Consider the following 26,065-nt stretch of genomic DNA (forward strand, 5'->3'; position numbering starts at 1 on the left):
AGCGGTTCTACCAAGCGCTCCCGCAACGGCTGGAGCAATTTGGCCTCGCCGTGGCGCCCGAGAAGACGCAGGTCGTGCGTTTCAGCCGCTTTCATCCGAGTCGTCGCCGACGCATCACCTTCCTGGGTTTCGAGCTGTTCTGGTTTCCAGACCGAGGAGGCACGGTACGCGTCATGCGTCGCACCGCCCGCAAGAAGCTACAAGGGGCAATCCGGCGCATCACCGAGTGGATCAAGCGCAACCGGCACCTACCGGGTCGGGAGTTCATCAAGGGACTGAATCGGCGGCTGGTAGGGCACTACAACTATTACGGTCTACGGGGTAACTCCAAAGACCTCTGGTGCTTCTTTCAGTCTGCCGTCAAAGCGGCGTTCAAGTGGCTCAATCGACGTGGGGGAAAACGCAAGAGCTTCACCTGGGCGGTGTTCAACCGCGCACTCTAGAAGCTTGGAATCGCCAAACCCCGCATCACCGAAAAGCCGCACGCGCCGCGGGTGTTTGCATGACATTCATCGCTCGCGCGAATGCGAGTACAACCGAGGAAGCGGATGCGAGAAAACCGCACGTCCGGGTCTGTGGCGGGGGCTCCGGGTAACCGGAGTCCCTACGCCGGAGGTCATGATGCCCGATTTGATGAGTATTTTGTATGGAAGATAAAGACAAAAATGAAAAGCCGTCAGGTGGAACACAGGTTGATGCCAAATCAACTTTGGTGTGGTCCGGAATATTGATTGTATATTTGGCTTTATTTTGCTCGACGGGCTATGTTGCCTTTTTTGCAGAAGAATGGAATCCGGCTGTTAATTATGGTGAGATTCCCGCAAAGACAAAAGATCCTGAAACAAAGGCATTGATATTGGAAGAGCTTAAGAGAGACTCAGAAATATACAAAAAGAGACGTGAATTAGCTGCGCAATCATTTAATGTGGTTTTGGGTGCGTTGCTAGGTTTCTTGTCTGCATCTGCAACATCAGTATTTGGAAGGAAAGAAAAGACCTAACAAGGCAAATGCACTCGGACGGCAAAAAGCGCCGCTTCGCTATGCTTTTCGCCTCCGGTGATTTGCGACGTAGCATTCAAAAAAATATGGAAACGCTCATCACAACACTTATTGCCCTTGTGTCTGCTGCCGCAGGATTTATGGTGAAATCACTTTGGCAAGCATACATTGACAGAAAAAAGGATATTGAAAAAACGAATAGAGACAAAAATATATCCAATATTGAAAAGCAGCTTGAGGACTTTTATTGGCCCGTTTATTTGCGGCTTCAAAAAGACAATGTTGTTTGGCGAAGAATTTTAGACCGGTCAAGCGAAGATGAAGGCAGAAGAAATATTGCCAGGGAAATTGATGAAAAAATTATCCAGAAAAACCACCAAGAAATATTAAATATAATAGAAACAAAAATGCATAGGGCTTGCCCAGATCCTCAACTGGAGGAGCAATTACTCCAATATTTACGGCATGTGTCAGTGTTTTTATCGCTTCGCAGTGCCGGGATTTATGATCTCGATCCGATTCACTATGATGAGCCATGGCCTAAAGAACTCTTTGCTCTCATAGAGTCAAAAACTCATGCTCTCCAGCAAAAGTATGATGCGTTGCTCCAGCAATAAATAATGCTAATCGGGTAAGGGCCATATAGCCATCGTATTTCTTATCCAGGCATCTCATTGCACCTCGCTTTGTCCAGAACACGCTAGACTGATGTAGTAGGTAAAGCTCAGAAAACTCGGTGATCAATTATGAAACCTAAATGGTTATCAGATGCCCGCTTGATCCCTGATGATGTGATGAGTTATCTGCGTAAAATTGCTGTTCGTGCCGTTGAAGAAAGCGGCTACAGCCCAGAAGACGTGATCAAGATTTTCGGATTCAGTCGCAGTAGCACCTGAGTCCGTGAACTGAATGATGCATGGAATAAGAAAACCGCCTACAGAACAAGCGCATACGGATAGAAAAGGCCAATTTTCATCTTCACCCAGTGGGTGATGCCGGAAATTCGGTTTTTCAATCCCAACCCTTTGTTCTAAATAAATTTTCCTATTCTGAGTCGTCATTTAGTTCACAGAGCCAGGAAGAGATCAAAGATAAAGGAATGAGGCGTCAACCGGTCAAGAGCAAAGGCGATCTTAAGAAGCATGTGCATGCAGCAATCAAGTCTTTGCAACAGCGAGCAGATCGAGTGATTTCGTTTTTCAAGCTGCCGGAAACGCAATATGCATCTCAATGCTGATGTCGAGATATCACATTAAGCGGCTATAATTCATGCCCATGCCGGGCGTACCACAAATAAATACACCCGACCTCCTTCGTCGGCGGGTGATTTAAACGTTAGGCCAAAGAGGTCCCCTCATGAAAACATTCGAAGAAATCAAGACAGAAATCGAAGCCCTTCCTCATCGTGAATACATGAAACTCTTGCACTGGTTCTCGGAGCATGATTGGGAGACATGGGATGAGGAAATAGAAAGAGACTCTGCCGCTGGAAAATTGGATTTTCTAATACATGAGGCATTGGAAGAAAAGGCAAAGGGAAAGCTTGGTCAAATTTAATGCACAAAACCACGGCGCGATTCTGGGATTGCTTTTGTGCCTTACCTGAACAAGTGCAGCAACTCGCGCGCAAGAACTATGAATTACTGAAAGAAAACCCACGACATCCATCTTTGCGTTTCAAGAAAGTCGGCAAGCTGTGGTCAGCTCGGGTAGGAGGCAATCATCGCGCGCTTGCGATGGAAGATGAAGATGGATACGTATGGGTTTGGATAGGAACTCACGAAGAATACGATCGGTTAATCAATGGTTAATTGGCCTAATCGGGTAAGGGCGGGTATTTAGCCCGCTCTCCCCACACCACCTAGCATGCGGGTCCGCACTAGGCGGTTCACAAGAAGGAAGCACACGAGGACTTCAGGCATAGCCATGCGCTTTCATCCACTGATCGCGAATGCTGATCAAGCCCTGGTCTTTCAGCCAGTCATTGGTCATCCCGGTTTGCGTGCCCAGCGACCGGGACAGGTGCCAGTCGCTCTTGGAGCTCATGCCCGTCCAGATCGCGGTGCGTATCCGTGTCCCCAGAGCCCTCAGCTGGCGAATGCGATTGCGCACCCCGCGCCACTGCTTCCAGTAGCACATGCGGATGCGTCGCCGCAGCCAGTGGTCCACCTCGGGGATCGGCCGGTAATCGTCCGAGATGCCGAAGTAGCCCATCCAACCACGGACGTATTCGGAGAGCTTCTTGAGCCGATAGTCCATGGACACGCCCCAACTCCGCCCGGTCAGCTTGCCCAGCCAGTGGCGGAAGTCCAGGCCGGTGCGCTCGGACCAGCGCAGCTTCTTGCCCCGGAAGATCAATCCCAGGAACACGCACGCGTCTGCCTTGACCACATCAGGCTGTAGTGGTCTAGAGCCTGTCGACAGTCAGTCGACGACAGAGCAATTCATCCGATGAACCCCGGGCCAGCTCCTCACGCGCGTCTAGATCATGGTGGTCAAGACGTCTCGTTCGCTTGGGTTTCCGCCGCTCGATACCAAGATCGTCTTCCAAGGTCGACACGCCACGCGTGACTAGCCGCGACCTCGCCACGCAATCATGCGACCCACGGAGGTGCAAGATGCCATCACGCCTAGAGACCGCGCTGCTCGGTCTGTTCCTACTCGCGGTCGCGGGAGCGACTCTCGCCAGCGAGACGCCCACGCCCGGCGATGGCGCCCGGCTCGAGGACTTCGACTATCCGTATTCCGTCGATGTCTACCGTTTCGATTCCCAGCGGCAACCGCTGGAAATGGCCTACATGGACGTCGCGCCTGCACCAGAGAAGGCGAATGGCCGTGCCGTCCTGCTGCTCCACGGAAAGAACTTCTGCGCCGCGACCTGGGAGGGCGTCATCGCACCGCTGCGTGAGGCCGGATTCCGGGTGATCGCGCCGGATCAGATCGGTTTCTGCAAATCCTCGAAACCGCGCCGCTATCAGTTCAGCTTCCATCAGCTCGCGGCCAATACCCACGCACTGCTCGAATCGATCGGGGTCGAGCGGCCGATCGTCATGGGACACTCGATGGGCGGCATGCTGGCGGTGCGCTATGCCCTGCAATATCCGGACCAGGTCGAGCGCCTGGTGCTCGCCAACCCGATCGGGCTCGAGGACTGGCTGGCGAAGGGCGTCCCCTATCGGACCATCGATCGTTGGTACCAGGGGCAATTGAAGACGAGCGCCGAGGGCATCGCCGCCTACCAGAGAGACACCTATTATGCGGGCGACTGGGAGCCCCGCTACGATCGTTGGGTCGAGATGCTGGCGCGACAGTTCGAGGCGGACCGGGACCTCATGGCCTGGGAGTCGGCGCTCACCTACGACATGATCCTGACCCAGCCGGTGGTGCACCGATTCGGTGACATCGCCGTTCCGACCCTGCTGCTGATCGGCGAACGGGACAACACCGCGATCGGCAAGAAGAGCGCGCCCGAGGCGGTCGCGCGCACCCTCGGCGATTATCCGGCGCTCGCCCGCCAAGCGGCGGCGGCCATCCCGGACGCCACCCTGATCACCTTCCCCGAGCTCGGGCACTCTCCCCAGATCCAGGATCCGGAGCGTTTCAATCGCACGCTGCTCGAGCAGCTCCTGGGCCAGCCATCATCGGCTCACAGAGCGCAATGAGGCAGCGGGCGAATCCTGGATCCGTCCGCGCGCGCCTTCGCGTCCAGATAGAACCCCCGCCGAATCAAAGCACCAGGAAGAGAATCACCCCGCCGAGCAGGAAGCGGTAGAGCACGAAGGGCAGCATGCTGATGCGCTCGATGAAGCGCAGGAAGAAGTGGATGGTGAGATAGGCGACCAGGAATGAGAACTGGGCGCCGATCAGCAGGGCGGTCCAGTCGACCGGCGCGGCCGATTGGGCGAGGTCGAGCGTCTCCAGCAGGCCGGCCATGATGATGGTCGGGATGGAGAGCAGGAAGGAGAATCTGGAGGTCGCCTGGCGGTTCAGTCCCAGCATGAGTCCGGCGGTGATGGTGATGCCCGAGCGCGAGGTTCCGGGGATGATGGCGATAGCCTGCATGCCGCCGATGAAGAGTGCGTCGCGCCAGTTGAGGCTGTATTCGTCCCGGGTGCGCTTGCCGCGCCAGTCGGCCAGCCACAGCAGCAATCCGAATCCGATGGTGGTGCCGGCGATCACCAGGGCGATCAGCGCGTCGTCCTGACGCAGCATCTCCAGCACCGATTTGAGCGGGAGCCCCAGCACCACGACCGGGATGGTGGCGATGACGATCATCCAGCCGAGTCGGGCGTCTGGATCCTCGAATCGGCGGGTGCGCAGCGAGCTCAGCACGGCGAGCGTCATCCGCGCCACCTCCTTGCGGAAGTAGATCATGACGGCGGCGAGGGTGCCGACATGCACCGAGACGTCGAACGCCAGACTCTGCAGGTCGAATCCGAACAGCAGCGGCGTGAGGACGAGATGCCCCGAGCTGGAGATGGGCAGGAATTCGGTGATGCCCTGAACGAGCGAGAGGATGAGGATCTGGGTGGCTTCCACGCGGGCGCTCCTTGATGGCGAGGTGCGGGAGTATATCCCAGCGGATGCGAAACGGAATCGGGCGGGCAGGGCGGGGAACCGCACCTGCCGAGGAGTGGAAAAGGTCCGCCGGCGGGATCCTCAGCCCGGGGTCAGATCGAATGTCGACCAGGTCTCCAGCGCAGGCAGCCGGGCCCGGGCGATCGCCGCGACATAGCCGGGCTCGGGGATGCAGTGCAGGACCTGAGGTGCGACGGCATCCGGTGCACGCGGGCGGAAGAGACCGCGACCGTCGCACTTGGCATCCGCCTCCAGCGCGGTCCAGTCGCGATAGAAGCGCTCCAGCCGTTCGGCCTCGGGAAGCTGGGCGAGCGACTCCGCGACCTCGGGGCTGAACATGCGCCGGGCGACCGCCTGGATGTCGATCCGGGGTCGGATCCATTCGCAGTCCACGCCGATCTCGGCGTCGGGCCCATTTCCCGCGCCAACCGCCACCAGTGCCAAATCGCCCGTCGTCGTCAGGTTGAAGGCGATGGGATGCCCCGACGAGTCGACGAACGGCTTGCCGGCCGGGCCGTGGCCGAAGCGGATGGAGCCAGGGTCCGTGTCGAGATAGCGGCCGAGGATCAACCGCAGTCCGGCCTGAGCCCGGATGTAGCGCTCGCGATAGGGCTGGTGCCGCATCCGTTCGGCGCGCGCGCGCTGACGCTCGCCGAGCAGGCGCAGACAGGTGTTCAAGGCCATGCCGGTTTCGTCGGCGCGGATTTTCCACAGATGCACGGATTCCCCCGCTAGGCCGTCGAGTGCCTTCGGGGCTTGCCATCGAATCGTATCGGTCATGAATGCTCGCTATGCGCCACGGTCGGCGCCTCTGTCTCAGGGGAGGATCGAACGCGATCGTTGAAAGGTCTCCGCTTGGCTTTGACCCCCTTTGTCATATTCTTATAATCTGATCCTCCCGCAATCTTGAGTCGAGTCACTCGTGACGGTGCTGGACCATTCCTCTGTCGAGGCGCTTGTCGAGGCCATCTGCCAGAAGGGCTGCCTTCGGGTACGACGCGATATCGCCGTGCTGGAATCCGGAGCCGATCTCCCCGAGACGCTTGGACTCGACCCATCGGAGCGACAGGCACTGCTGCGCGAACTGAAGGACATCATGGCCGTCTACGGCGAAAGCTGCCGTCTCGATTGACCGAACCCTTCGTCGCACGTCAGGATTCGCCGACCCGTGCGGGAACCGCCCGCGATCCCCGATCATTCCCACTTCGCCGCCCTTGAACCCGAGCACCGCGTTCCAAGGCACCCATTCATTCGGATATCAGTAGCCTCATGCCCAATCTCATCGAGACGATCAGTCAGGAACTCTCGGCCCGGCCGGCCCAAGTCGAGGCGGCCGTCCGGCTGCTCGACGAAGGCGCCACCGTGCCCTTCATCGCCCGCTACCGCAAGGAGGTCACCGGCGGTCTCGACGACACCCAACTGCGTCATCTCGAAGAACGGCTCGGCTATCTGCGCGAACTGGGCGAGCGCCGCGTAGCGGTGCTCAAGAGCATCGAGGAGCAGGGTAAGCTGACACCCGAGCTCCAGGCCGAGATCGCGTCCGCCGACACCAAGCAGCGCCTCGAGGACCTCTATCTCCCCTACAAACCGAAACGCCGCACCAAGGCCCAGATCGCCCGCGAGGCGGGGCTGGAGCCCCTGGCCGATGCGCTGCTGGCAGATCCCACCCAGACGCCAGAGTCGGCCGCCGCCGAGTTCGTGGACGCAGCGAAGGGCGTGGCCGATACGGCCGCGGCACTGGAGGGTGCGCGCCAGATCCTGATGGAGCGCTTCGCCGAGGACCCGGAGCTGACCGGACGGCTGCGCGACCATTTGTGGGAGCAGGGCATCCTGGTGTCCAAGGTGATGGACGGCAAGGAGCAGGAAGGCAACAAATTCTCGGACTATTTCGACTATCGCGAGGCGGTCGCCAAGATCCCCTCGCACCGCGCGCTGGCCCTGTTCCGCGGACGCAACCAGGGCGTGCTGAGCCTGGAACTGCTGGCGGGCGAGGGCGAGGATCCGGACGCGGTCTGCCGGGGCATGGTCGCCTCCCGCTTCGAGATCCGGCATGACGGTCGTCCGGCCGACGACTGGCTGGCCGAGACGGTGCGCAAGACCTGGCGGGTCAAGCTCATGACCCGGCTCGACCTGGAGCTGAAGCATCGTCTGATGGAATCGGCCGAGGAGGAGGCGATCCGCGTCTTCGGCCTCAATCTCAAGGCCCTGCTGCTCGCCGCGCCCGCCGGGCGTCTGCCGACACTTGGGTTGGATCCGGGTCTGCGCACCGGGGTCAAGGTCGCCGTGGTCGATGCCACGGGCAAGGTGGCCGCGACCGACACCATCTATCCGCACGCGCCCAAGAACCAGTGGGACGCCTCGATCGCCAAGCTCGCCGTCCTGGCCAAGGCGCACGCGGTCAAGCTGATCAGCATCGGCAACGGCACCGCCTCGCGCGAGACCGACAAGCTCGCCCGCGAGCTGATCCAGCGCCATCCCGAGCTGGGCCTGCGCTCGTTGGTGGTGAGCGAGGCGGGCGCCTCGGTCTATTCGGCCTCCGAGTTCGCCTCCAAGGAGCTGCCCGGGATGGACGTCTCGCTGCGCGGCGCCGTCTCCATCGCCCGCCGGCTGCAGGATCCGCTCGCCGAGCTGGTCAAGATCGAGCCCAAGGCGATCGGGGTCGGCCAGTACCAGCACGACGTCAACCAGACGCGGCTGGCCCGCACCCTCGACGCCGTGGTCGAGGACTGCGTGAACGCCGTGGGCGTGGATCTGAACACCGCCTCGGTGCCCCTGCTGACCCAGGTCTCCGGGCTCAACCGTACCCTGGCCGAGAACATCGTCCAGTTCCGAGAGACCAACGGCGCCTTCGCCAACCGCAAGAAGCTGATGGGGGTGTCGCGCTTCGGCGAGAAGGCCTTCCAGCTGAGCGCCGGATTCCTGCGCGTGCCGGACGGGGACGAGCCGCTCGACGGCTCGGCGGTGCATCCCGAGGCCTATCCGGTGGTGCGTCGCATCGCCGAGTTCACCGGCAAGGACATCCGCAGCCTGATCGGCGACACGGCCACGCTGCGCCGGCTCGATCCGAAGCAGTTCACCGACGAGCAATTCGGTCTGCCGACGGTCAAGGACATCCTCTCCGAGCTGGAGAAGCCGGGACGCGATCCGCGCCCCGAGTTCAAGACCGCCCAGTTCAAGGAGGGCGTCGAGACCCTCAAGGATCTCAAGCCGGACATGATCCTCGAGGGCACGGTCACTAACGTCACCAACTTCGGCGCCTTCGTCGACATCGGCGTCCATCAGGACGGTCTGGTGCACATCTCGGTACTGGCCGACCGCTTCGTCAAAGACCCTCACGAGGTGGTCAAGTCGGGCGATCTGGTCAAGGTCAAGGTGCTGGAGGTGGATCTGGAGCGCAAGCGCATCGCGCTCAGCATGCGTCTGGGCGAGTCCGCGCCGCGCGGTGAGCCCGGTGCGAGATCCGAACGCCCTCAGGGACGTTCCGGACAGCCGCGCCGTCAAGGCGATTCGAGCCGCAACCGGGGCAAACCGGCCAGCGCACCGGCACCGGCCGGAGGCGCCATGGCCGACGCCTTCGCCAAGGCCAAGAGACGCTGACCATGGAGCGGGCAGGGAGGCATGAACCCAAGTCGCCCGACCCGCTGTCCGATCGGCTCTACGCGGCACCCTCGACGATCCACGGCCGAGGGTGCTTCGCCCGGCACGGCTTCGATGCGGGCGCGCTGATCGGTACCTTCATCGGCCCTCGGGTGGACGAGGATGGCCCTCATGTCCTCTGGGTCTGCAACAGCGACACCGACGAGTGCATCGGCCGGCGCGGCACCAACCTGCTGCGCTGGATCAATCACTGCGACGAGCCCAACGCCGAATTCGACGGGTTCGATCTCTATGCCAGACGCGCCATCGCGCGGGACGAGGAGATCACCTGCGATTACGGGGCGGCGGCGGAGTGAGGACGGGTAGGGCGCAATAGGCCGTCTTCAGTGGGTGGCCGCATCGCCTGGTATTGGTGCGGCGTCCCATGGGGGATATGACAGCTCGAATTCGGAGCGGCCGTATTGCGCCGTCCGCGAGCGGCTGGCATGGTCGGGGGCTAGTTCCCGTTCGTCATGCGGCGCAATACGCTGTCGCTATTGCGCCCTACGCCGCATCCACATCGAAACGAGGAGGGTACGCATGCAAGAGCGTCCACAGATCAAGACGGCCATTCCGAAACGCCGCTACGGCATCGGGCGGTACGCGGCCGTGCTGCTCGGCGAGATCGAGACCGCCGAGCCGCCTTTCTATCGCTATCTGCTCGCCTTCGTGCCCCAGGGGCAGACCGAGCCCGCGCTCTATGTCGGGGCCGAGCAGGCGCCGCCCGCGGAGCGGGCCGACGGAGCCTTTCGGCTGCGCGTGGTCGGCGAGCTCATGTCGGACGTGCTGGACACGGACGACTGCTGGGGAGATATCGACGACTTCGCCGATCAGGCGCTCAAGGTCGGCGCCCAGATGCTGGGGCTGGACGAGGGACAGATCACGCGGCTCATGTAGCCGGACCCGCCGAGCCCGGCCTTCACTCCAGGCCGAGGATGAAGTCCCACTGCTCCTGGGTCAGGGGCATGATCGAAAGCCGGTTGCCCTTGCGGACCAGCGGCAGCCCCTCCAGCGGCCCATCCGCGTACTGCTTGAGTTCGGCGAGCGGGATGGTGCGTTTCAGATGGCGGACATAGCGGACGTCGACCAGATACCAGCGCGGTTTCTCCGGATCGCTCTTGGGATCGAAATATTTGGCCTCGGGATCGAAGGCGGTGGGATCCGGCCGGGGAGGGCTGACGATTTCGGCGATACCGACCACGCCCGGAACCTTGCAGTTCGAGTGATAGAAGAGCAGCGGATCGCCGGGTCGGGCGTCGTCGCGCAGCATATTGCGCACCTGATAGTTTCGGATGCCGTCCCAGGGTTCGGTCTTGTCCGGCCGCGCGGCCAGATCGTCGATGCCGAAGGCATCGGGCTCGGATTTGAAAAGCCAGTGAGTCATGGCGTCGTCGAGGAATGTCGAGTGATGGCGTCGTACAAGGTAGCGACAATCATCCCCGAAAGCCGCGTCGGTCGCCAGCGATCGGCTCGGCTCCATGCTCGGAGGCATCTTTCCCCGCCCATCGCGGTCTCGACTCCACCTGAATCAATAAAGGATGAACAAGCCGTTGTTCCCGGAGTCGGGGCATGACAGCATGGGATCCGAGAGGTTTCAGCTCAGTAGGGGGCGGATCGATGTTCTGGCGACGAGGCAAGTCGGGCGTTGCGACACAGCCGATCGGGCAGGAGGTGGATCATGCCAAGGCCATGAAGACGGCCGGCGAGATCGGCGCCTTTCCCAAGCTATCCAATCAGGATCTTGCGCGACTGTTCCAAGAGGCCGAACTGTCCAAGCTGGCGTCCGGGCAGCGGCTGTTCGAGGGCGGCGAACGCGCCACGGGCGCCTATCTGGTGCTCACCGGCTGCGTACAGACCAAGCAGGCGTCGGCCAGCGCCTATGTCGAGGAATTCGGTCCGGGGGATTGGATCAGCGACTCGGATCCCATGTCGCCCACGCGCCATGAGGCCACGGCCATCGCCCGCGCCACGACGCTGCTGATGTGCGTGGATGCCCAGGTCTTCTCGGCGCTCGGCGAAGAGCTGTCCGCGTATCTCAAGGGCCGCATCGACAGCTCCACCCGCGAGCGGGTCAGGCGTCTGCGCAATGCGGTCGAGGAGCTGACCGCGCGCCAGGAATCCCTCATGGAGCTGCTTTATGTCGCACGGACTGGCAGCAGCTCCGGCTTCGCCCAGTCGTCGGCCGTCAAACAGCTCTTCTCCAAGGTCCGGGCGCTGCCGGTTTCGAGCATCACACTGCTCAACAAGATGCTCGACGAGCGTACAACCAAGAACGAGATCGTCGAGCTGGTCACCATGGATCCATCCCTGACCAGCACGCTGCTGCGCGTGGTCAACACGCCGCTCTTCGGCTTCACCCACACCATCACCAACGTCAGCCATGCCATCGTCCTCATGGGGCACAACACGGTCTATCAGGTCATCATGTCGGAGAGCATGCGCCAGAGCCTGCCGGATACGCACTTGTTCGCCGAGCTGCACCGGCGCGCCATCGAGGTCTCGCGCATCGCCTACGTCCTCTCGGAATCGCTGCGCGTCGCCAGACCGGCCGAGGTCGCCACGCTCGGTATCCTCTGCGACATCGGGCTGGTCGTGATCGAGCTGCTCAAGACCTATAACGCCGGCTTGAGCGATCTCTTCGACACGCTCGATCCTGCCGCCATGGGATCCGAGCTGATGCGCAGCTGGTCTCTGCCGGACGTCCTGTGCAAGAGCATCGCCTACAGTCTCCATCCCGAGTTCGCGCCACCGCACCGGGTCCCGGTCGAGGTGCGATCCAATGTCGCCGCGCTCTATCTGGCGCGCTGCTGCTACGAGGAACTGAACCCGGAGGGCGAGACCCGGCCGCGGCCATTCATCGCCGAGTATCTCAGCGCGCTCGGCTACCCGGATCTCGGCCTGCATGAATTGTTGAAGCTCAGGGTGCTGCCCAAACTGCGCGCTCAATCGCGGAACCTGCCTGTCGGCATGGCCGAACGGGTCAAAGCAATGGGAAAGTGAGATGCAGCCGATGTCAGAGGAGGTCATCTTTCATCCGCGCGGAGCCCAGCCGTCCTTCTATCGTCAGGTGGCACTGATCGCTGGCGGCTTCTTCATCTTCGTCCAGCTCGCCTTTCTGGAAGGGGCGACGATGCGCATCGCCTTCACGGTGCTGTTCGCGATCTTCATGACCGTCGGCATCCTGGTCAGTCTGCGCAGTTCAGCGAACTGGCCGCAGGAGATCGCCATGAACGGGCGGGGAATCCGCTATGCCTCGCTTCGGTCCCGGCACGGGATCGATCTGGTGCCTTGGAGCGAGATCGAAAGGATGGATATCTTCTACAACGCGCACAACATGGCTCCCTTTCTGCGACTCGGCCTACGCCCGGGCGGGCTTCGTGAGCGCTTGCGCCGACCCTTCCTGCAACGCATCAGCCTTGGCTGGGATATCGATATCCCGGTATCCACGGATGCTGCACCGCAAACCGTATTGGAAACAGCCGAGCGATTCTGGAGGGCAGGGGGCTGAAGGGTTCCGAGGTCACGAGGCGATGGCCTCGTGACCGGCGAGGTAGGGAGCGTCCGTCCCCCGCGCCTTATTTCGCCTCGTCGATCATTGAGCGGATCTTGGCGAACGTCTGATCCAGGGATGCCGGAAAATCCGCATCCCCAGGGACGATCTCTGCGATATCGGCGGCGCTGTAGCTCATGTAGCGAATCTGGGTCTTGCCGTTCTTCGAGAACACCATGACGAACTTCGGCATCAGCACCGCGCGCTCGGGATTGAAGGTAAGGCTCTTGTCCGCCTTGGTCGGCTTGCAGAGCTGAACCATATGCAGATCGAATTCATCGGGTACGATGCCTCCATGAGCCCGGAAGTTCTCCTTCATGCTCATGGAGTCGGCATTATTGATGACGAATTCGTTGGCGGCCGCGATCGCAGAGAAATCAGCGACGAACTGAGTCACGTCCTTATCGCTTTCCACCGAATATAGATTTTCGTTTCTATTCATTGATCGACCTCCTCGGCATTATCGACTATCCGTTCGGCAAACGGCGCGGAAAATACCAGCTGCCGCACTAGGCAGACAGGGAAATTGTCAACCGAGCGGCACGATAGGCCCTGGACGATCGGTTCGATCAGAAGAGGCTCGATGCTACATCGGCTTCGGCTCCCCGATGGCTGAAGATCTCCAGATGCCGATCCTCGTAGATCACCCAGACCTCCTGGGCACCTGTTTCCAGATAGAGAGATACCTTTTCCGCGATCTCGGCCTTGGAATTCGAGGGTGAAACGATCTCGGCGCACAGCTCAGGCGCCTTCGGATAGGGCGTCAGATTCGCGAATTCCTCGAGGAAGGCGCTCGACGCCCAGGCAACATCGGCAACCTTGACGCCATCGCCGGTCTGGATCGAGCATTCTGCGATGACCTCGCCCTCGGGATGACGGCTCCAAAGCATCCCAGCCAACCGGCCTTGAATCCGGCCATGCTGGTTTGAGGCCGGACTCATGAGAATCTTGCCGAATCTGGTCAGCTCGATCTTGAACGGGAGATCGCGAAACATCGGATTATCGACGACTTCAGACCACTCCATGATGCCTCTCCGTATGGAAACCGTTCACTCGATGGTAGCCGATCATTCCGGTCGCTGTGTGTCGAACTCCAGCGCCGAATCTCGCGCGGCAGTCTGAACGCCGAGGGCATGGACTTGGGTGCCGACGGCCGCGTCCGCCACCGCTGCCGTGCGCTCGGCCTCGAGGACGCGAACGCGCTCGGTCAGCTCGGCATTGCGTCGACGGTACTCGCTGGCCTGCTGACGGTAGAACACCACGGCCTGGACCTGGCCCGGCGTGATGCCATGACGGGAGAAACCCGGTGGGAACAGATAGCCGCGATGCATCTCCCAGTCGTCCCAGCCGGTCCAGGGGATGAACCCGGCGAGGATCGCCAGCAGACGCAGCGCGGTGGGATCCGGTTTTCCCGTGGAGCGCCACCGGCGATACGTCCGCAGGGAAACCAAACAGGCCGAGGCCGCCTGTTCGTCGCTGAAGCCGCACAGCTGCTGCAGTGCTCGCAAGGTGCCGGGATTGGCCAAGAATCCCTCGTAGAGCAGCTCGGCATCCGGCCAATCCTGACGCGGTGACAGATTGACCTTGGCGACTTCCTCGGTGGTCAATCTGACCGCGAGGTCCGAGGCGGTCGACGGTGCCCGAGCCTTGGAACCACGCGGCTTGGCCTCGGGTTCAGCCCGATCCTTGATTTCGCATAATGTATATTATGTCAAGTCAAGGCTGAACGCTCTAAAAGGTGGTTTTGGGTGCCCTGCTTTTTAGGTCCAGTGTTACATACACTGGACCTTGCCCACGGCGCTCAGATTCTCACGTCATCAATATCACCCAAAGACGGTGGCGCCCTCTCCACGTTCACCAAGAACGGTAGCACCCGATCCCTGATACCCGAGACCGCATACCCGCGAGCCGCTGGCACACGCACCAACGGCAAACCGGCAGACGCACAGGCCCGATTCAGGAACTCGTCGCGCTTCTTGTTCTTCTCCCTGCCGTGACTCGCGTCATCGAGCTCGACCGCCGCCTTGACGGTCAATGTAGCCGGATCGCAAATCACGAAGTCGAAATGCTTAGCCGAGATGGCATTGAATGCTCGCTGCCTGGCCGCGCCCTTGAGATTCTTTGGTGTCAGGACATCCGCGACGCGCACCTTCGTGAGGACGGCGCCATCCTTTCCAACCGCATCGACCAGAATACCGTAGAAAGACCGCTCGGCAGCCGACAGCAGCTGTTTTAGACGATACGCAGCGACTGGGTTCGCTTTGTCTTTCTTCCCTCCTCCCAACGCGGTGGCGACGCCGACAAACACAATTGCAAGAAAGACAACAGCAACACCCAGAGCAATCAAGCCGGATTCTCCGTACCCTTCCATGCTTACATCCTCAAAGCTTACCAACCCCACGTTCAGGTACGTTTGAGGCGACTGCGGCTTTGCGATACCAAAAACGTCACCCGCAACGTATTGTTGGGCATCATCACTCGTAGTCGTAATCGCTTCTGGACAAGCGATACTGGATCACATGCCCTCTGGATTTCCCGATACCTCGTTTGACCGCCACCTCAACTGCACGGGGTTGATCTGGCAACTGACGAGTAGACCGCACAGTAACTCCATATTTTGGCGATTCTAATTTCTCAAGATACGCTACGAGTTGAGTGTGTTCGGGACAGATAACCAATGCCCTTTTGTAAAGTTTTCCTCGAAGCTCGGTTTCTAGCTCTTGGATAGCGATGAGTATTGCGCGTTGAATGGGGTACGAACGCTGTACGCTGAAATGTTGTACGTATAGGATTTCGCGCTGCTGGTTATTAGCATGCTTTCCGTAACACACGATAGCTTGTGCCGCTTCGAGCTCTGACACTGCAGTTGTTACAGCGCTATACGCGAATTCGTGAAGTTCTTTTGGAATGATTGGGCGTGCGACCAGAAGTTTCCACAAATAGAAGCGTTGCCAGTTGAACACTGAAGGATCGGATTTGAGCAGGCGCGTTGCCATTTCTAGCCAATCACCAGACGGAACCGCTTGTAAGAGTTTTGTCCAGTAATCGCTTCGGTTTGGATGAGACTCCATTCTCGCAACCACAAATGGTACCAACTGAGCGAGGACTGAGTCCTTGAACTCCTGGTAATCGGAAATCTGAAGTGTCCGATTAGCGTAAGCACGAAACTTTCGATCGTCACCACTCGGCGAGGCATGGTTACCCAAACGCCGAAACACTTCAGGAATTGTCATTTCAACTTCGTCTTTATCTCCACGTGCAATTACATCTTCTATGGACGAAATGTATGCATCGTCCTCAACATCGACTAAATTTTCAAATTCTGGCGAGCCCTTCAAGTAAATTTTTGTCTTGTCACTAGCAAGAAACATGCGATGGTGGGCCAGCGCGGCCTGCAGGTCGTGAAGTGCTCGAATAGCTTGCTTCTTATTCTTGGCGCAGATTCGGATATCGTCGACCCAACGAAAATACCTGTATCTTTTTTGAATTATTTCGTGGTCAACGCCAGAAAGAAAAAGTGACCCAAAAAAACTACTGGCGTCAAGATTTTGAGGGATGCCATAACCATCGGAGCTCCACTGACGAACCAATGCCTCCAGAAAACAGACCATCACTCGATCATCTTGAGTCATGCCAGCACCGAGTAGAGAACGAATTCTTGATGCTAGGTCTTCAATGCGGATATGGTCATAGAAGCTGGCAATGTCAGTAACTAGGACGGCCCCCGTCTGATCGTCTAGACAGGCTCGTCGAAAATCGTTGTGAAATTGCTTCCATCTATCGATTCTCTTGCCAAATGGATACCCATCTGGATCATCGGAATCCAAACGATATGAGTAGACCTCAGAGGGCAAGTGATGATCCAATTTTGGCAAGAAGTAATGCAGCGTTGCTAGATAGAGCAGACGATGAACTGGATGGAGCCAAATCGCTTCTCGAACCATGCCGCTTGCTTTTGGAACATAATCCATCTGTGAAGTGAAGGCGTCGATCTGGAGTAAGCGGTGCTGCCGTTGCTGCAAGTAATCATCCAACTCTCCAACGACATCCGCGAAGTTGATAGGATCGGGAAAGAAGTCGTCGTCGCTATCCTTCACCAGCCACTTACCAGCTTTTTGTAGCTGTAAGATCCGCTTGACCTTTTGATAGTCAATCGCCACTACTATTCCTCCAAATTGCGCCCAATATAATCGACGGCACTGCCGCCAGGTCCAAAAACACGATCTACTTCAACGCCTTCCATCCGGCGCGGCGCGACACGCCGGAGAGATCGCCGAGGGTGCGATAGCGGCGTGTCTCGCGCCGCCCATGCCCCTGCTCGACGGTTTCCAGGAACTGGGAGTCCGGTCCGACATACTCTCGCGGGCGTCGGCGTCGATGAATGCCTCCTCGACCTCGGTGGCCAAAGTGCTTTGAATGGGTCAATAGGGATCGATCCGAGGGCATTTCCGGCATGGCAGACTCTTGCAAGGGCAGCAAAAACGGGCGCGCGAGTCTGGGACAATCCGGCTATCTCGTCCAACAGTAGTTGATAATATTTTGATGCGATCGCCCTGGGACGTATACCCTTACATTCGTATTTCCTCATAACGTGCTAACGTACTTCCTCTACGACTTCGGTAGGAGCCTGACGATGGATCCCATCACCGCATTGCTCGCAGGCTATCTCACGACCTCGGCGGAATCGATCGGCAACCAGATCGCAAACAGCGCTGTCGCCCGTATGGATACGGAAGTAAAGGTCGAAACGGTCGAGTACCAGGGAATCGATGTCGATTTCTCGCATCAGATGTGGCGGATTCAGGATTCGTCCGTGTGCGGCCAGTATCGGGGCGATGTCGTGAAGCGCTCGGCATGTACCCATGCGGCGAAGGATCTCTTCGCCGAGTCCTGCAAGCGGTTGTCAGACAATCGCAGCGCTCACCCCGACTATTCAAGCCTGAAGGCGATGTATTGCTCCGCGGCCGCGCGTTTTCGGCCGACTCAGGCCGGTATCGAGTGGACCGACCCGGGCGCGATCTCTCCTGACGCGGAGGCGCTTCAGGAATGCCGGCTCGCGCAAGCCGCCCTGCTCACGGAGAACACGCCGGAAAACCGCTACCGCAAAAAACGGGCATGTGCCAAGGTTCGATCCGACTAGGGATCGCCCTCTCGGCTTTCGCTCGCGATTCCCGGAACCAAATTTAACGGGAACCATTCTCACTCTTTGGAGATTTCGCACAGCTCCCGGCCCTACCCTGGCGGCGCTAGCGGCATCAAGCGTGCCCTGCGTGCATAGGCGGGTTATCCTAGCCTATTGGTGAAACACAGATCGGATCAGGGTGCCGGCTATCCTGGGAAGCACAAGTACATGAATGACAGAACTCAGAAACACACTCTCGCCCTGAGCGCCCTCAAGGTCACGCTTGGCGCCTTGCTCGTTCTGAACCTCGGCGGATGCGACGGTCTCGCCAAGATGATGGCCAAGCCCGAGCCCAAGCCGGAACCGCAGGAGGTCGCACAGCCGGAATCCTTGCCGCCGCTGCCTCCGACCGACAAACCGGAACCCAAGCCGAAGGCGAACCAGCTCTATGAGTGGAACGGGGAAGGCAAGAAGGTCACGCGCATCGTCGTCAACACCAACGAACAGAAGGCGCACTTCTATTCGGGCGACGAACAGGTCGGCTGGAGCACCGTCGCGACCGGCATATCCAAATATCCCACCCCGACCGGTCAGTTCGAGGTCATCGAGAAGGTGGAGAACAAGCGCTCCAACCTCTATGGCAAGGTCTATGGCAAGGGCGGCAAGGTCATCCGCTCCAGCGTCAAGGTCGGCCGCGATCCCATTCCCGATGGCGGCCGCTTCGAGGGCGCCAAGATGCCCTATTTCATGCGCCTGACGAACGACGGCGTCGGTTTGCACGCCGGCCCGATCCCGCGTCCGGGCAGACCGGCCTCGCACGGCTGTATTCGCATGCCGGGCAAGCTGGCTCCGGTGCTCTTCAAGCATGTGGAATATGGAACCCCGGTCGAGATCGAGGGCAAGGGGCCGAGCTACGGGAACTACGTACAAAAACTGCAGAAGCAGCGCGAGGTCGCCGCCCAGCAGCAGCGCGAGGCCGAGCGGCGCAAGGCCGCGGCCGAGAAGAAGGCCGCCGAGGAGGCCAGGGTCGCGGCCACCGACCCGAAGCCGGCTGCCGAGTCCGCCGAGAATCCGATCGTCGAGGCTCAGGCCCGGGATGCCTCCGCCGCTCCGGCCGAGTCCGCGTCCGAGCCGCGAGAGACCCGCATGCTGACCGAGCCGGCCCCCGCGGCCAAGACCGAAGCCGATGCAGCGGCGGCCCAACCGGTAGCGTCGCCGGCCTCGCCGCAGACGCCCAAGGTTGCCGAGGAGCCGGCCGTGGCCAAGCCTGAAGCGACCTCGGTTCCGGCCCAGCCGACGGTTCCCCAGTTGCCCCAGCCCGAGCAGTCGACCCGAGTGGCCGAACCCGCCCCGACGGCCCCTGCGGATCCCGCGACCGCCCCCGTGCCTGAGCAGAGGCCGGCACCCAGTGCGCCTCCTGCCGCCCCTGCGGAGCCCAAGCCGGCCGCGGCCGCAGCCGATCCGACGCCCCCGCAGCCGCCCAAGCCGGAGGCCCCGACGACCGAATCCGCTCCGCAACCGGCGTCTCAGCCGGAGCCGCCGGCTCCCGCCGAGCCGGCCGCCTCACCCGAGAAGCAGTAGCGATGCACGATGAGTTTCCGCTCGATCCCGAGCTGTGCCACCTGAATCATGCCGCCGTCGGGCCTTGGCCCCGGCGGACGGCCGAGGCGGTGTCGCGCTTCGCCGAGGAGAATGCGCGCTGGGGCTCGCTCGCCTATCCGCAATGGCTGGCGGTCGAGCAGCGGCTGCGCGAGCGTCTGGCCAGGCTGATCGGTGCCGTCTCGCCGGACGAGATCGCCTTGGCCAAGAACACCTCCGAGGCGCTCTCCGTCATCGCCCACGGGATCGACTGGAGACCGGGCCAGACGGTGGTCGGGATCGCGCAGGAATTCCCTTCCAACCGAATCGTGTGGGAGTCGCTGGCGTCTCTCGGCGTGACCTGGCGCGGACTGGACCTGGATGCCTCCGCCGATCCGGAGGCGGATCTCATCGCCATGTGCGATGGGAACACCCGTCTGCTCGCGGTCAGCTGGGTTCAGTACGCCTCGGGGCGCCGGCTGGACCTGGAGCGTCTCGGCGCCCATTGCCGGGCGCACGGCATCCTCTTCTGCGTCGATGCCATACAGGGGCTGGGCGCCCTGCCCTGCGACGTCCGGCGCTTCCAGGCCGATTTTATGGTCGCCGACGGTCACAAATGGCTGCTCGGACCAGAGGGTCTGGCTCTGCTCTACGTGCGACCCGAACTGCGCGATACGCTGACCCTGCGTCAATTCGGGTGGCACATGGTCGAGCAGGTCGGCGATTTCGATCGAACGGACTGGTCTCCGGCTCGGAGTGCGCGGCGTTTCGAATGCGGCAGCCCCAATCTGCTGGGGACGCATGCGCTCGAGGCAAGTCTCTCGCTGATCGAGGAGATCGGCATGGACCGGATCTGGAGCCGGCTGCAGGAGCGCACCGCCCACCTGATCGCCTCGATCGAAGGGCGCGGTTTCGAGCTCATGACCCCGGCGGATCCCGGCTTGCGCGCCGGCATCATCAGCTTCCGCATTCCCGGGATCCCCGCCGAACCGCTCTATCGCGAGCTCATGCAGCGCAAGGTGCTCTGCGCCTGCCGGGGTGGAGGGATCCGCTTCTCGCCGCATTTCTATACCCCGGTCGCCATGATCGACCGAGCCATGGAAATCCTCGACGAGACACTCGCCAGCCGAGGCTCGGGCTGAACGCTCGAAGGATCGATTTATTACGATAATGAGTCGTATAGATGACGAATTAGAGACAATATTGTGACATTCGGCTAGTCTTCCTGGGACTCGTGGGGCTTCCCCACTTCCCTTGCCCTCTAGCCGCCGTGAAATCATCCATTCGCTCGCCTTTCGCTCGCCGGATCCTCGTCTGGATCGGCGCCCTCCTCTTCGTCGCGATCTGGTATCTGGCCGCTCAGACGGCCATGGCCCAGGTCTTCGACCTCGAGCTGCGGAATGGCTCGGTCTATGCCTGGGACCTGGGCGCGCACCTTCTGATCGGGGCCATCCTGTTCGGCATCTCCCGCTCGCTGCCGCGCTTCATGCTGACCGCGACCGCCCTCTTCTCCGCCCTCACCTTCGGCAACGCCATGAAGCTCGCCATCCTGGGCGCTCCGGTCGCCCCGGACGATTTCGTCGCCGCGCGCAATATGTTCCTGCTACTCGACGGCTGGCAGCTGGCGGGTGCCATTGCCCTGGTTGCCGTCCCCGTGGCGCTCCTGGCCTGGACGATCGATTGGCGCCGCGGCTGGTCCTGGGCCAATCTGGGGGCGATCGGGGCGTGCGTTGCGACGCTCATGCTGATCCCGGCCCCGATCTCGGCGACGCTGGATGAGACCTTCGGCAACTCGGTCTGGAATCAGCCCGGCAATTTCACCGACCGCGGCCTGCCGATCCATCTGCTGCAAGAAACGGCGCGCAATCTTTCGCGACGCGTGGCCCCGCCGAGCCTGGCGGAGGTCAAAGAGGCGTTCGCTCGGGTCGAGGACGGAGTCGAGCCGCATCTCCTCAAGGTGTCGGCCCCGACCGGCGGCGCCCCGCGCAATCTCCACATGATCGTTCTGGAATCCTTCTGGGACCCGATGCTGCTGACCGCATCCAAGCTGTCGGAGGATCCCTTCGATCCCGCATTCCGCCGGCTGTGGAAGGCCGCCGGGCATTCGCATCTGCTGTCGCCCGTGTTCGGCGGCTATACCGCCAATACCGAATTCGAGGTGCTGTGCGGCTTTCCGGTCACCGAGGACAACGTCTTCTTCGAGACGGGTCTGAAACGCTCCGCGCCCTGTCTGCCGGCCCATCTGACCGAGGCCGGCTATCGCACCTATGCCTCGCATCCGAACGCGGCCTCCTTCTGGAACCGGGTCAACGCCTATCGCCGCATCGGCTTCCAGACCTATTGGGCCGATCGTGACTTCGACCTCGACGACATGAACCGCAGCTTCCTGAGCGATTCCTCGCTCTATCGTCAGGTGCTCGACAAGCTGGGTCGCGAACTCGAGGGAAGGCGGCCGGTCTTCGATTACATCCTCACCTATTTCGGCCACCTTCACTACCCATTGAACGAGAGGCGCCCCAAGGTCGTCAGCGCGGCCCCGGGTCACGAGACGGTCGAGGCCTATGCCAACACGGTCTATTACAAGTCGCGCGAGCTGATGGATTTTCTCGAGGAACTGCAACGCCGCGATCCGGATGGCCTGATCGTTCTATTCGGCGATCACCTTCCCGCATTGGGCCCCAATTACGGCGGCTATACCGAATCGGGCTTGCTCGAGCCGCGACGCGGCGATTTCGACGCCCCCATGCTGCGGACGATGGTGCGCACGCCCCTGGTGGTGATCGACGGACAGCGGGGACCGGTCGAGGTGGGAGATATACCTGCCTATCAGATCCCGGCGCTCATGCTCGAGCTCCTGGGCGATCGGCGCCCCTCGATCATGGATCTGGCGAATCGGGGTTACGAGGCGGCCCCCATTCGCCCGCTGCCCGGCTTGACCTTGACCCTGGAGCGGGCGGACACGCAGGTCTGCCGGGCCGGGGAGCGCCTGGATGCGGACTGCGATCAGTCCTCGCAATGGGTGGAAGCGATCGAAACCCTGAGGACCGACATCTTCAGCGGCGAGCAGCATAGCCTGCAGGATCTCGCCCTCCCCGGCGGGGAATTCCGCGAGGCCGCCGTCTCATCCCCCGAATGGCAGAGGGATCGGATGTAGGGCCTCATGGGCTCGTATCGGACAGCACCCGGACGACCGCCGAGCAGAGTTCTGCCAGCTCGGCGTCGTCGATGACGAAGGGCGGCATCAGATAGACCAGGCGTCCGAAGGGACGCACCCAGACCCCACGCTCGACGAAGCGGCGCTGGATCTCGCGCATCGCGACCGGCTCTTGCATCTCGACCACGCCGATGCCGCCGAGCACGCGCACCTCCGCCACCCCGGAGACGGCCCGGCAAGGGGCCAGGCCTTCGGCCATCGCCCTTTCCATCCGGCGCACGTTCGCCGACCAGTCCGATTCCAGGAGCAGCCCGATGCTGGCGTTGGCCACCGCGCAGGCGAGCGGATTGCCCATGAAGGTCGGGCCGTGCATGAAGACGCCTGGATCGGCCGAGGAGATGGTATGGGCCACCTTCTCGGTGGCGAGGGTCGCCGCCAGGGTCATGTAGCCCCCGGTGAGCGCCTTGCCGACGGTCATGATGTCGGGCGAGATGTCCGCGTGCTCGCAGGCGAACAGACGTCCGGTGCGGCCGAATCCGGTGGCGATCTCGTCGGCGATCAGCAGCACCTCGTAGCGGTCGCAGAGCGCCCTCACCTGTCGGAGATAGTCGGCGCTGTAGAAGCGCATCCCGCCCGCGCCCTGGACGATGGGCTCGAGGATGACGGCGGCCAGCTCCTGGTGATGGCGCTCGATCAGCGCGGCGAAGTCCGCAATCCGCTCCGGCGGACAGTCCTCGCCGAAACGGCAGTCGGGCGCCGGGGCGAAGATCTGCTGCGGCAGGACCCGGCTGAAGAGATGGTGCATCCCGGTCACCGGGTCGCACACCGACATGGCGTTGAAGGTGTCGCCGTGATAGCCGGAGCGGATGGTCATGAGCCGGTGCCGCTCCGGTTTGCCCGAGGCGATCCAGTACTGCAGGGCCATCTTGATCGCGACCTCGACCGAGACCGATCCCGAATCGCAGAGAAAGACGTGCTGGAGCGGCTCGGGCGTCAGATCGACCAGGGATTGCACCAGGCGCATCGCCGGCTCGTGGGTCAGTCCCCCGAACATCATGTGCGACATGCGTTCGAGCTGATCGCGGGCGGCCCGGTCGAGCACCGGATGGCCGTAGCCGTGGATGGCGCACCACCAGGAGGACATGCCGTCGATCAGGGTTCGGCCGTCCATGAGCTCGATCCGGCAGCCGTGCGCCGAGCGCACCGGATAGACCGGATCGCGGTCGATGGTCGAGGTGTAGGGATGCCAGGCGTGCGCCTGGTCGATGGCGAGCAGTGCGTCGATATTCATTCGAGAGGGTCAGAGATTGCTGCGGCTGTCGATCTCGTCCAGCGACACGCCGCGCAGGATGGCGGCGATGATGTCGCGGCACTCGGCCTCATGTTCGAAGTCCTTCCTGCCCTTGCGCGCGGCGGTGAAGAAGCGTCCCAGGGTCTTCTGATCCTGGGCGCTCAGCTCCTCGGTGAAGCCTTTCTTGCTGACCACCTTGTCCGGGATCCGATCGGGGGCATCCTCTTCGGCCGCCTGACGTCCGTGCGCCCAGTTCATCGCCCGAGCGCTGTAGAGCACGATGCGGTCCAGCAGCACGAATGGGAAACGCGGGTTCGAGACCGGACCGATGGTGAATTTGTGGGTGCCGGGCGCGCGCTCGATATCGAGCTTGGCGAGCGCCTTGCCGCCGACCACGCCGAGCACCCCGCCGGTCGCCGCGCCGATCAGCGCGCCCGCGCCGAGCGAATGGCCTGCCGTCGCCAGGTCGAGCGTAACCCCGGACGCCGCCCCGGCGGCCATGCCGACGACCGCCAGTTGCCGGCGCGACAGACCCAGTGCCTGCCCCACCTCTTCGGACAGCAGGTCCTGCTCGAGGATGGAGTCCGGAGGGAGGTTCCAGACGTTGTGTCTGAAATTGGCGCGGATATGCTCCTGCGCCTCCAGCTCCAGACGGCGCAGACCGTTTTCGAACTCGGTCGTGAGCTCGGCCTTGATGCGGTCGCGGCCGCTCTTGAAGATGATCTTGCTGTCCTTCACCGAGCGCGAGACCTTGTAGGACAGGGCCTCCTTGAGCAGATCCAGGATGGTGGTCACGGCCTGGTCGGTGCGGCGCTCCCAGTCGTGGGAGAAGGCGTCCACCGCCTCCTCGATGAGATGCTCCCAGCGCTGATCGATGCTCTTGAGCGCATTGAGCAGCTTGATTCGCTCGGAATAGGTGGCCCGGTGGGCGTTGAAGATGCGCACCGAGTTGAACGCCTTGCTCAGTGCGTCCTGCCACTGGGTCATGTAGCGCGTCTGATTGGAGAGATTGTTGAGAATCGCCATGCGCGGCCGGGCGGTCAGACGCAGCAGCTCGATCTCGACCCGATCCTTTTCCTTGATGCGCTTCGAGCCGTCCACCACCAGGATGATCCCGGCACCGTTGGCGACCGGCTCCAGCAGCGCGCAGTCGTGGCAATAGAGCGGATCGCCGCCGAATTCCTTGATGAAGGCGCGGGCGAGATCCCGTTTCTCCTCGTTTTCCTGGAACCATTCGAGGATGGCGTTGGGATTCTGGAAGCCGGGCGTGTCGATGAACTCGATGATGGTGCGGCCGTCGATGACGACCGGGTACACGTCCGAGGTGGTGGTGGTTCCGGCCCGCTTGTCGATCGCGATCCGGTCGTTCTCCGTCAGGGTCGCGACCACAGAGGATTTGCCCGCGTTCGGGTGGCCCATGATCGCCAGTTGCGGAATTCTCTCGGCCATCAGACTTCTTCTCCATCCTCGCTGGACGGTGCCAGCATTTCCAGCCGCAGGTAGGGGTCGGCCATTTGATCGATCTTGCGCTGCCAGTCGGTGAAATCGAACGATCGCAGGGGTGGCAGCCGGTCCTCGTCCTCCGGATCGCCCACCAGCGCGAGCAGCATCTGCGCCTCGGTGCCGGCGACCGCGCGCAGCTCGCGCAGGAAGAGCAGGTTCTCCGTGATGGGCGGCTGGGAGCCGTCCTGGATCACGGCGATGCGTGGCGGCGGCGCCTGCCAGTCGCCTTCCTCGAGCAATGCCAGGGCATGCATGGTCATGGCGCTTCCGGCGCCGAAGGTCGCATAGGCACCGACACGCCAGCCGCTGAGCGAGCGCAGCAGCTCTTCCAGGCGCGGCCGGTCCTCCGGCTCCAGCACGTCGTCGACATCGACGTGAACCAATAGCAGGCAGGCATCCGGGGCGAAGCGCGTCGACGTGACGGACCGGGCGGAACCCGATGCCTGATCGTCCTCCAGAAGCGCATCCGAAGCGTCGACGACCGGACCAGTCTCGAGCTCAGGATTCGGTCGCGACTCTTCTTCGGGTTCTGGCTCAGGCTCAGGCTCAGGCTCAGGCTCAGGCTCAGGTTCTGGCTCAGGTTCTGGCTCAGGTTCTGGCTCAGGTTCTGGCTCAGGTTCTGGCTCAGGTTCTGGCTCAGGTTCTGGCTCAGG

At 61.4% G+C, this 26,065-nt stretch carries 29 protein-coding genes; 17 read left to right on the forward strand and 12 right to left on the reverse strand.

Features of this window, described 5'->3' with window-relative positions; genetic code table 11:
* From D779_RS14380 to D779_RS21785, 6 genes are all read left to right on the forward strand, one after another.
* Positions 1-443 (forward strand): group II intron maturase-specific domain-containing protein (locus tag D779_RS14380; protein ID WP_332307764.1); only part of this gene is annotated, 443 nt, incomplete at its 5' end.
* Between the two features lie 203 nt (positions 444-646).
* Positions 647-1,000, forward strand: coding sequence for a hypothetical protein (locus D779_RS22300; protein WP_157726413.1), 354 nt, complete (start codon positions 647-649; stop codon positions 998-1,000).
* An 8-nt stretch (positions 1,001-1,008) separates the two neighbouring features.
* Positions 1,009-1,617, forward strand: a complete 609-nt coding sequence (locus D779_RS22305; protein ID WP_157726414.1) for a hypothetical protein — start codon at positions 1,009-1,011, stop codon at positions 1,615-1,617.
* A 129-nt stretch (positions 1,618-1,746) separates the two neighbouring features.
* Complete coding sequence (locus D779_RS22310) at positions 1,747-1,896, forward strand: hypothetical protein (RefSeq protein WP_157726415.1); 150 nt, start codon at positions 1,747-1,749, stop codon at positions 1,894-1,896.
* A gap of 460 nt (positions 1,897-2,356) precedes the next feature.
* Positions 2,357-2,557, forward strand: coding sequence for a hypothetical protein (locus D779_RS21780; RefSeq protein ID WP_081763529.1), 201 nt, complete (start codon positions 2,357-2,359; stop codon positions 2,555-2,557).
* Positions 2,557-2,811, forward strand: coding sequence for a ParE family toxin-like protein (locus tag D779_RS21785; protein WP_081763530.1), 255 nt, complete (start codon positions 2,557-2,559; stop codon positions 2,809-2,811). The genes D779_RS21780 and D779_RS21785 overlap by 1 nt, the downstream gene beginning before the upstream one ends.
* 103 nt (positions 2,812-2,914) lie before the next feature.
* On the opposite strand, the gene D779_RS14385 is transcribed toward D779_RS21785, so the two are convergent.
* Positions 2,915-3,370 (reverse strand): group II intron maturase-specific domain-containing protein, encoded by a 456-nt coding sequence (locus D779_RS14385; protein ID WP_232424198.1) that lies wholly within the window; start codon positions 3,368-3,370, stop codon positions 2,915-2,917.
* Between the two features lie 248 nt (positions 3,371-3,618).
* On the opposite strand from D779_RS14385, the gene D779_RS14390 reads away from it, so the two are divergent.
* Positions 3,619-4,662, forward strand: a complete 1,044-nt coding sequence (locus tag D779_RS14390) for an alpha/beta fold hydrolase (RefSeq protein WP_043755360.1) — start codon at positions 3,619-3,621, stop codon at positions 4,660-4,662.
* A 64-nt stretch (positions 4,663-4,726) separates the two neighbouring features.
* Here D779_RS14390 and D779_RS14395 read toward each other — a convergent pair whose 3' ends face one another.
* Both D779_RS14395 and D779_RS14400 read right to left on the reverse strand, forming a co-directional pair.
* The gene (locus D779_RS14395) at positions 4,727-5,539 is read right to left on the reverse strand and encodes an undecaprenyl-diphosphate phosphatase (RefSeq protein WP_043755362.1); all 813 of its coding nucleotides are present in this window, start codon (positions 5,537-5,539) and stop codon (positions 4,727-4,729) included.
* Between the two features lie 120 nt (positions 5,540-5,659).
* A complete protein-coding gene (locus D779_RS14400; RefSeq protein ID WP_232424199.1) occupies positions 5,660-6,298 on the reverse strand; it encodes a 4'-phosphopantetheinyl transferase family protein in 639 nt (212 codons plus the stop codon).
* A 202-nt stretch (positions 6,299-6,500) separates the two neighbouring features.
* Between D779_RS14400 and D779_RS14405 the strand changes: the two genes are divergently transcribed.
* The 4 genes from D779_RS14405 (at position 6,501) to D779_RS14420 (ending at position 10,111) form a co-directional block, all read left to right on the forward strand.
* Positions 6,501-6,710: a hypothetical protein gene (locus D779_RS14405; RefSeq protein WP_043755365.1), complete on the forward strand. Its 210-nt coding sequence runs from the start codon at positions 6,501-6,503 to the stop codon at positions 6,708-6,710.
* 137 nt (positions 6,711-6,847) lie between these two features.
* Entirely contained in the window at positions 6,848-9,175 is a 2,328-nt protein-coding gene (locus tag D779_RS14410) for a Tex family protein (RefSeq protein ID WP_043755367.1), read from the forward strand.
* A 2-nt stretch (positions 9,176-9,177) separates the two neighbouring features.
* Entirely contained in the window at positions 9,178-9,531 is a 354-nt protein-coding gene (locus D779_RS14415; protein ID WP_043755369.1) for an SET domain-containing protein, read from the forward strand.
* 223 nt (positions 9,532-9,754) lie between these two features.
* Complete coding sequence (locus D779_RS14420) at positions 9,755-10,111, forward strand: hypothetical protein (RefSeq protein ID WP_043755371.1); 357 nt, start codon at positions 9,755-9,757, stop codon at positions 10,109-10,111.
* Between the two features lie 22 nt (positions 10,112-10,133).
* On the opposite strand, the gene D779_RS14425 is transcribed toward D779_RS14420, so the two are convergent.
* A complete protein-coding gene (locus D779_RS14425; RefSeq protein ID WP_043755391.1) occupies positions 10,134-10,598 on the reverse strand; it encodes an EVE domain-containing protein in 465 nt (154 codons plus the stop codon).
* A 233-nt stretch (positions 10,599-10,831) separates the two neighbouring features.
* Here D779_RS14425 and D779_RS14430 point away from each other — a divergent pair, with 233 nt between their 5' ends.
* Both D779_RS14430 and D779_RS14435 read left to right on the forward strand, forming a co-directional pair.
* A complete protein-coding gene (locus tag D779_RS14430) occupies positions 10,832-12,214 on the forward strand; it encodes an HDOD domain-containing protein (RefSeq protein WP_043755373.1) in 1,383 nt (460 codons plus the stop codon).
* 1 nt (position 12,215) lies between these two features.
* Positions 12,216-12,722 (forward strand): hypothetical protein, encoded by a 507-nt coding sequence (locus D779_RS14435; protein ID WP_043755375.1) that lies wholly within the window; start codon positions 12,216-12,218, stop codon positions 12,720-12,722.
* A 67-nt stretch (positions 12,723-12,789) separates the two neighbouring features.
* Here the strand turns inward: D779_RS14435 and D779_RS14440 are convergent, their stop codons facing one another.
* From D779_RS14440 to D779_RS21790, 5 genes are all read right to left on the reverse strand, one after another.
* Positions 12,790-13,206 (reverse strand): DUF302 domain-containing protein, encoded by a 417-nt coding sequence (locus D779_RS14440; RefSeq protein ID WP_043755376.1) that lies wholly within the window; start codon positions 13,204-13,206, stop codon positions 12,790-12,792.
* 127 nt (positions 13,207-13,333) lie between these two features.
* Positions 13,334-13,759, reverse strand: a complete 426-nt coding sequence (locus D779_RS14445; protein WP_232424200.1) for a Uma2 family endonuclease — start codon at positions 13,757-13,759, stop codon at positions 13,334-13,336.
* 72 nt (positions 13,760-13,831) lie between these two features.
* Positions 13,832-14,371 carry a hypothetical protein gene (locus D779_RS14450; RefSeq protein ID WP_043755380.1) on the reverse strand — a complete coding sequence of 180 codons (540 nt, stop codon included), beginning with the start codon at positions 14,369-14,371 and terminating at the stop codon, positions 13,832-13,834.
* Between the two features lie 194 nt (positions 14,372-14,565).
* Positions 14,566-15,135 carry a DUF2726 domain-containing protein gene (locus tag D779_RS14455; RefSeq protein ID WP_094300794.1) on the reverse strand — a complete coding sequence of 190 codons (570 nt, stop codon included), beginning with the start codon at positions 15,133-15,135 and terminating at the stop codon, positions 14,566-14,568.
* Positions 15,136-15,238: 103 nt separating this feature from the next.
* Positions 15,239-16,924: an RNA-directed DNA polymerase gene (locus D779_RS21790; RefSeq protein WP_081763533.1), complete on the reverse strand. Its 1,686-nt coding sequence runs from the start codon at positions 16,922-16,924 to the stop codon at positions 15,239-15,241.
* A gap of 473 nt (positions 16,925-17,397) precedes the next feature.
* On the opposite strand from D779_RS21790, the gene D779_RS14460 reads away from it, so the two are divergent.
* The 4 genes from D779_RS14460 (at position 17,398) to D779_RS14480 (ending at position 22,618) form a co-directional block, all read left to right on the forward strand.
* Positions 17,398-17,904, forward strand: a complete 507-nt coding sequence (locus D779_RS14460; protein WP_157726416.1) for a hypothetical protein — start codon at positions 17,398-17,400, stop codon at positions 17,902-17,904.
* Between the two features lie 210 nt (positions 17,905-18,114).
* Positions 18,115-19,467, forward strand: a complete 1,353-nt coding sequence (locus tag D779_RS23160; RefSeq protein ID WP_052348151.1) for a L,D-transpeptidase — start codon at positions 18,115-18,117, stop codon at positions 19,465-19,467.
* A gap of 2 nt (positions 19,468-19,469) precedes the next feature.
* Entirely contained in the window at positions 19,470-20,606 is a 1,137-nt protein-coding gene (locus D779_RS14475) for an aminotransferase class V-fold PLP-dependent enzyme (RefSeq protein WP_043755383.1), read from the forward strand.
* Positions 20,607-20,734: 128 nt separating this feature from the next.
* Positions 20,735-22,618 carry an LTA synthase family protein gene (locus D779_RS14480; protein ID WP_052348152.1) on the forward strand — a complete coding sequence of 628 codons (1,884 nt, stop codon included), beginning with the start codon at positions 20,735-20,737 and terminating at the stop codon, positions 22,616-22,618.
* Between the two features lie 4 nt (positions 22,619-22,622).
* Here the strand turns inward: D779_RS14480 and bioA are convergent, their stop codons facing one another.
* The 3 genes from bioA to D779_RS21800 all read right to left on the reverse strand — a co-directional run.
* Positions 22,623-23,909 (reverse strand): adenosylmethionine--8-amino-7-oxononanoate transaminase, encoded by a 1,287-nt coding sequence (bioA, locus tag D779_RS14485; RefSeq protein WP_043755384.1) that lies wholly within the window; start codon positions 23,907-23,909, stop codon positions 22,623-22,625.
* A gap of 9 nt (positions 23,910-23,918) precedes the next feature.
* Positions 23,919-25,358: a GTPase/DUF3482 domain-containing protein gene (locus D779_RS14490; protein WP_043755386.1), complete on the reverse strand. Its 1,440-nt coding sequence runs from the start codon at positions 25,356-25,358 to the stop codon at positions 23,919-23,921.
* Positions 25,358-26,065, reverse strand: a 708-nt coding sequence (locus D779_RS21800) for a DUF2868 domain-containing protein (protein ID WP_157726417.1), incomplete at its 5' end; no start/stop codon positions are given. The genes D779_RS21800 and D779_RS14490, both read right to left, overlap by 1 nt.

The sequence above is a fragment of the Imhoffiella purpurea genome, from assembly GCF_000585215.1.
Taxonomy (GTDB): domain Bacteria; phylum Pseudomonadota; class Gammaproteobacteria; order Chromatiales; family Chromatiaceae; genus Imhoffiella; species Imhoffiella purpurea.

Bases quoted from the DNA above. Each gene is read 5' to 3' on its own strand.
- D779_RS22300 (WP_157726413.1), top strand. From the start codon at position 647: ATGGAAGATAAAGACAAAAATGAAAAGCCGTCAGGTGGAACACAGGTT.
- D779_RS22305 (WP_157726414.1), top strand. From the start codon at position 1,009: ATGCACTCGGACGGCAAAAAGCGCCGCTTCGCTATGCTTTTCGCCTCC.
- D779_RS22310 (WP_157726415.1), top strand. From the start codon at position 1,747: ATGAAACCTAAATGGTTATCAGATGCCCGCTTGATCCCTGATGATGTG.
- D779_RS21780 (WP_081763529.1), top strand. From the start codon at position 2,357: ATGAAAACATTCGAAGAAATCAAGACAGAAATCGAAGCCCTTCCTCAT.
- D779_RS21785 (WP_081763530.1), top strand. From the start codon at position 2,557: ATGCACAAAACCACGGCGCGATTCTGGGATTGCTTTTGTGCCTTACCT.
- D779_RS14390 (WP_043755360.1), top strand. From the start codon at position 3,619: ATGCCATCACGCCTAGAGACCGCGCTGCTCGGTCTGTTCCTACTCGCG.
- D779_RS14410 (WP_043755367.1), top strand. From the start codon at position 6,848: ATGCCCAATCTCATCGAGACGATCAGTCAGGAACTCTCGGCCCGGCCG.
- D779_RS14415 (WP_043755369.1), top strand. From the start codon at position 9,178: ATGGAGCGGGCAGGGAGGCATGAACCCAAGTCGCCCGACCCGCTGTCC.
- D779_RS14420 (WP_043755371.1), top strand. From the start codon at position 9,755: ATGCAAGAGCGTCCACAGATCAAGACGGCCATTCCGAAACGCCGCTAC.
- D779_RS14425 (WP_043755391.1), bottom strand. From the start codon at position 10,598: ATGACTCACTGGCTTTTCAAATCCGAGCCCGATGCCTTCGGCATCGAC.
- D779_RS14430 (WP_043755373.1), top strand. From the start codon at position 10,832: ATGTTCTGGCGACGAGGCAAGTCGGGCGTTGCGACACAGCCGATCGGG.
- D779_RS14435 (WP_043755375.1), top strand. From the start codon at position 12,216: ATGCAGCCGATGTCAGAGGAGGTCATCTTTCATCCGCGCGGAGCCCAG.
- D779_RS14440 (WP_043755376.1), bottom strand. From the start codon at position 13,206: ATGAATAGAAACGAAAATCTATATTCGGTGGAAAGCGATAAGGACGTG.
- D779_RS14445 (WP_232424200.1), bottom strand. From the start codon at position 13,759: ATGTTTCGCGATCTCCCGTTCAAGATCGAGCTGACCAGATTCGGCAAG.
- D779_RS14455 (WP_094300794.1), bottom strand. From the start codon at position 15,135: ATGGAAGGGTACGGAGAATCCGGCTTGATTGCTCTGGGTGTTGCTGTT.
- D779_RS14460 (WP_157726416.1), top strand. From the start codon at position 17,398: ATGGATCCCATCACCGCATTGCTCGCAGGCTATCTCACGACCTCGGCG.
- D779_RS23160 (WP_052348151.1), top strand. From the start codon at position 18,115: ATGAATGACAGAACTCAGAAACACACTCTCGCCCTGAGCGCCCTCAAG.
- D779_RS14475 (WP_043755383.1), top strand. From the start codon at position 19,470: ATGCACGATGAGTTTCCGCTCGATCCCGAGCTGTGCCACCTGAATCAT.
- bioA (WP_043755384.1), bottom strand. From the start codon at position 23,909: ATGAATATCGACGCACTGCTCGCCATCGACCAGGCGCACGCCTGGCAT.
- D779_RS14490 (WP_043755386.1), bottom strand. From the start codon at position 25,358: ATGGCCGAGAGAATTCCGCAACTGGCGATCATGGGCCACCCGAACGCG.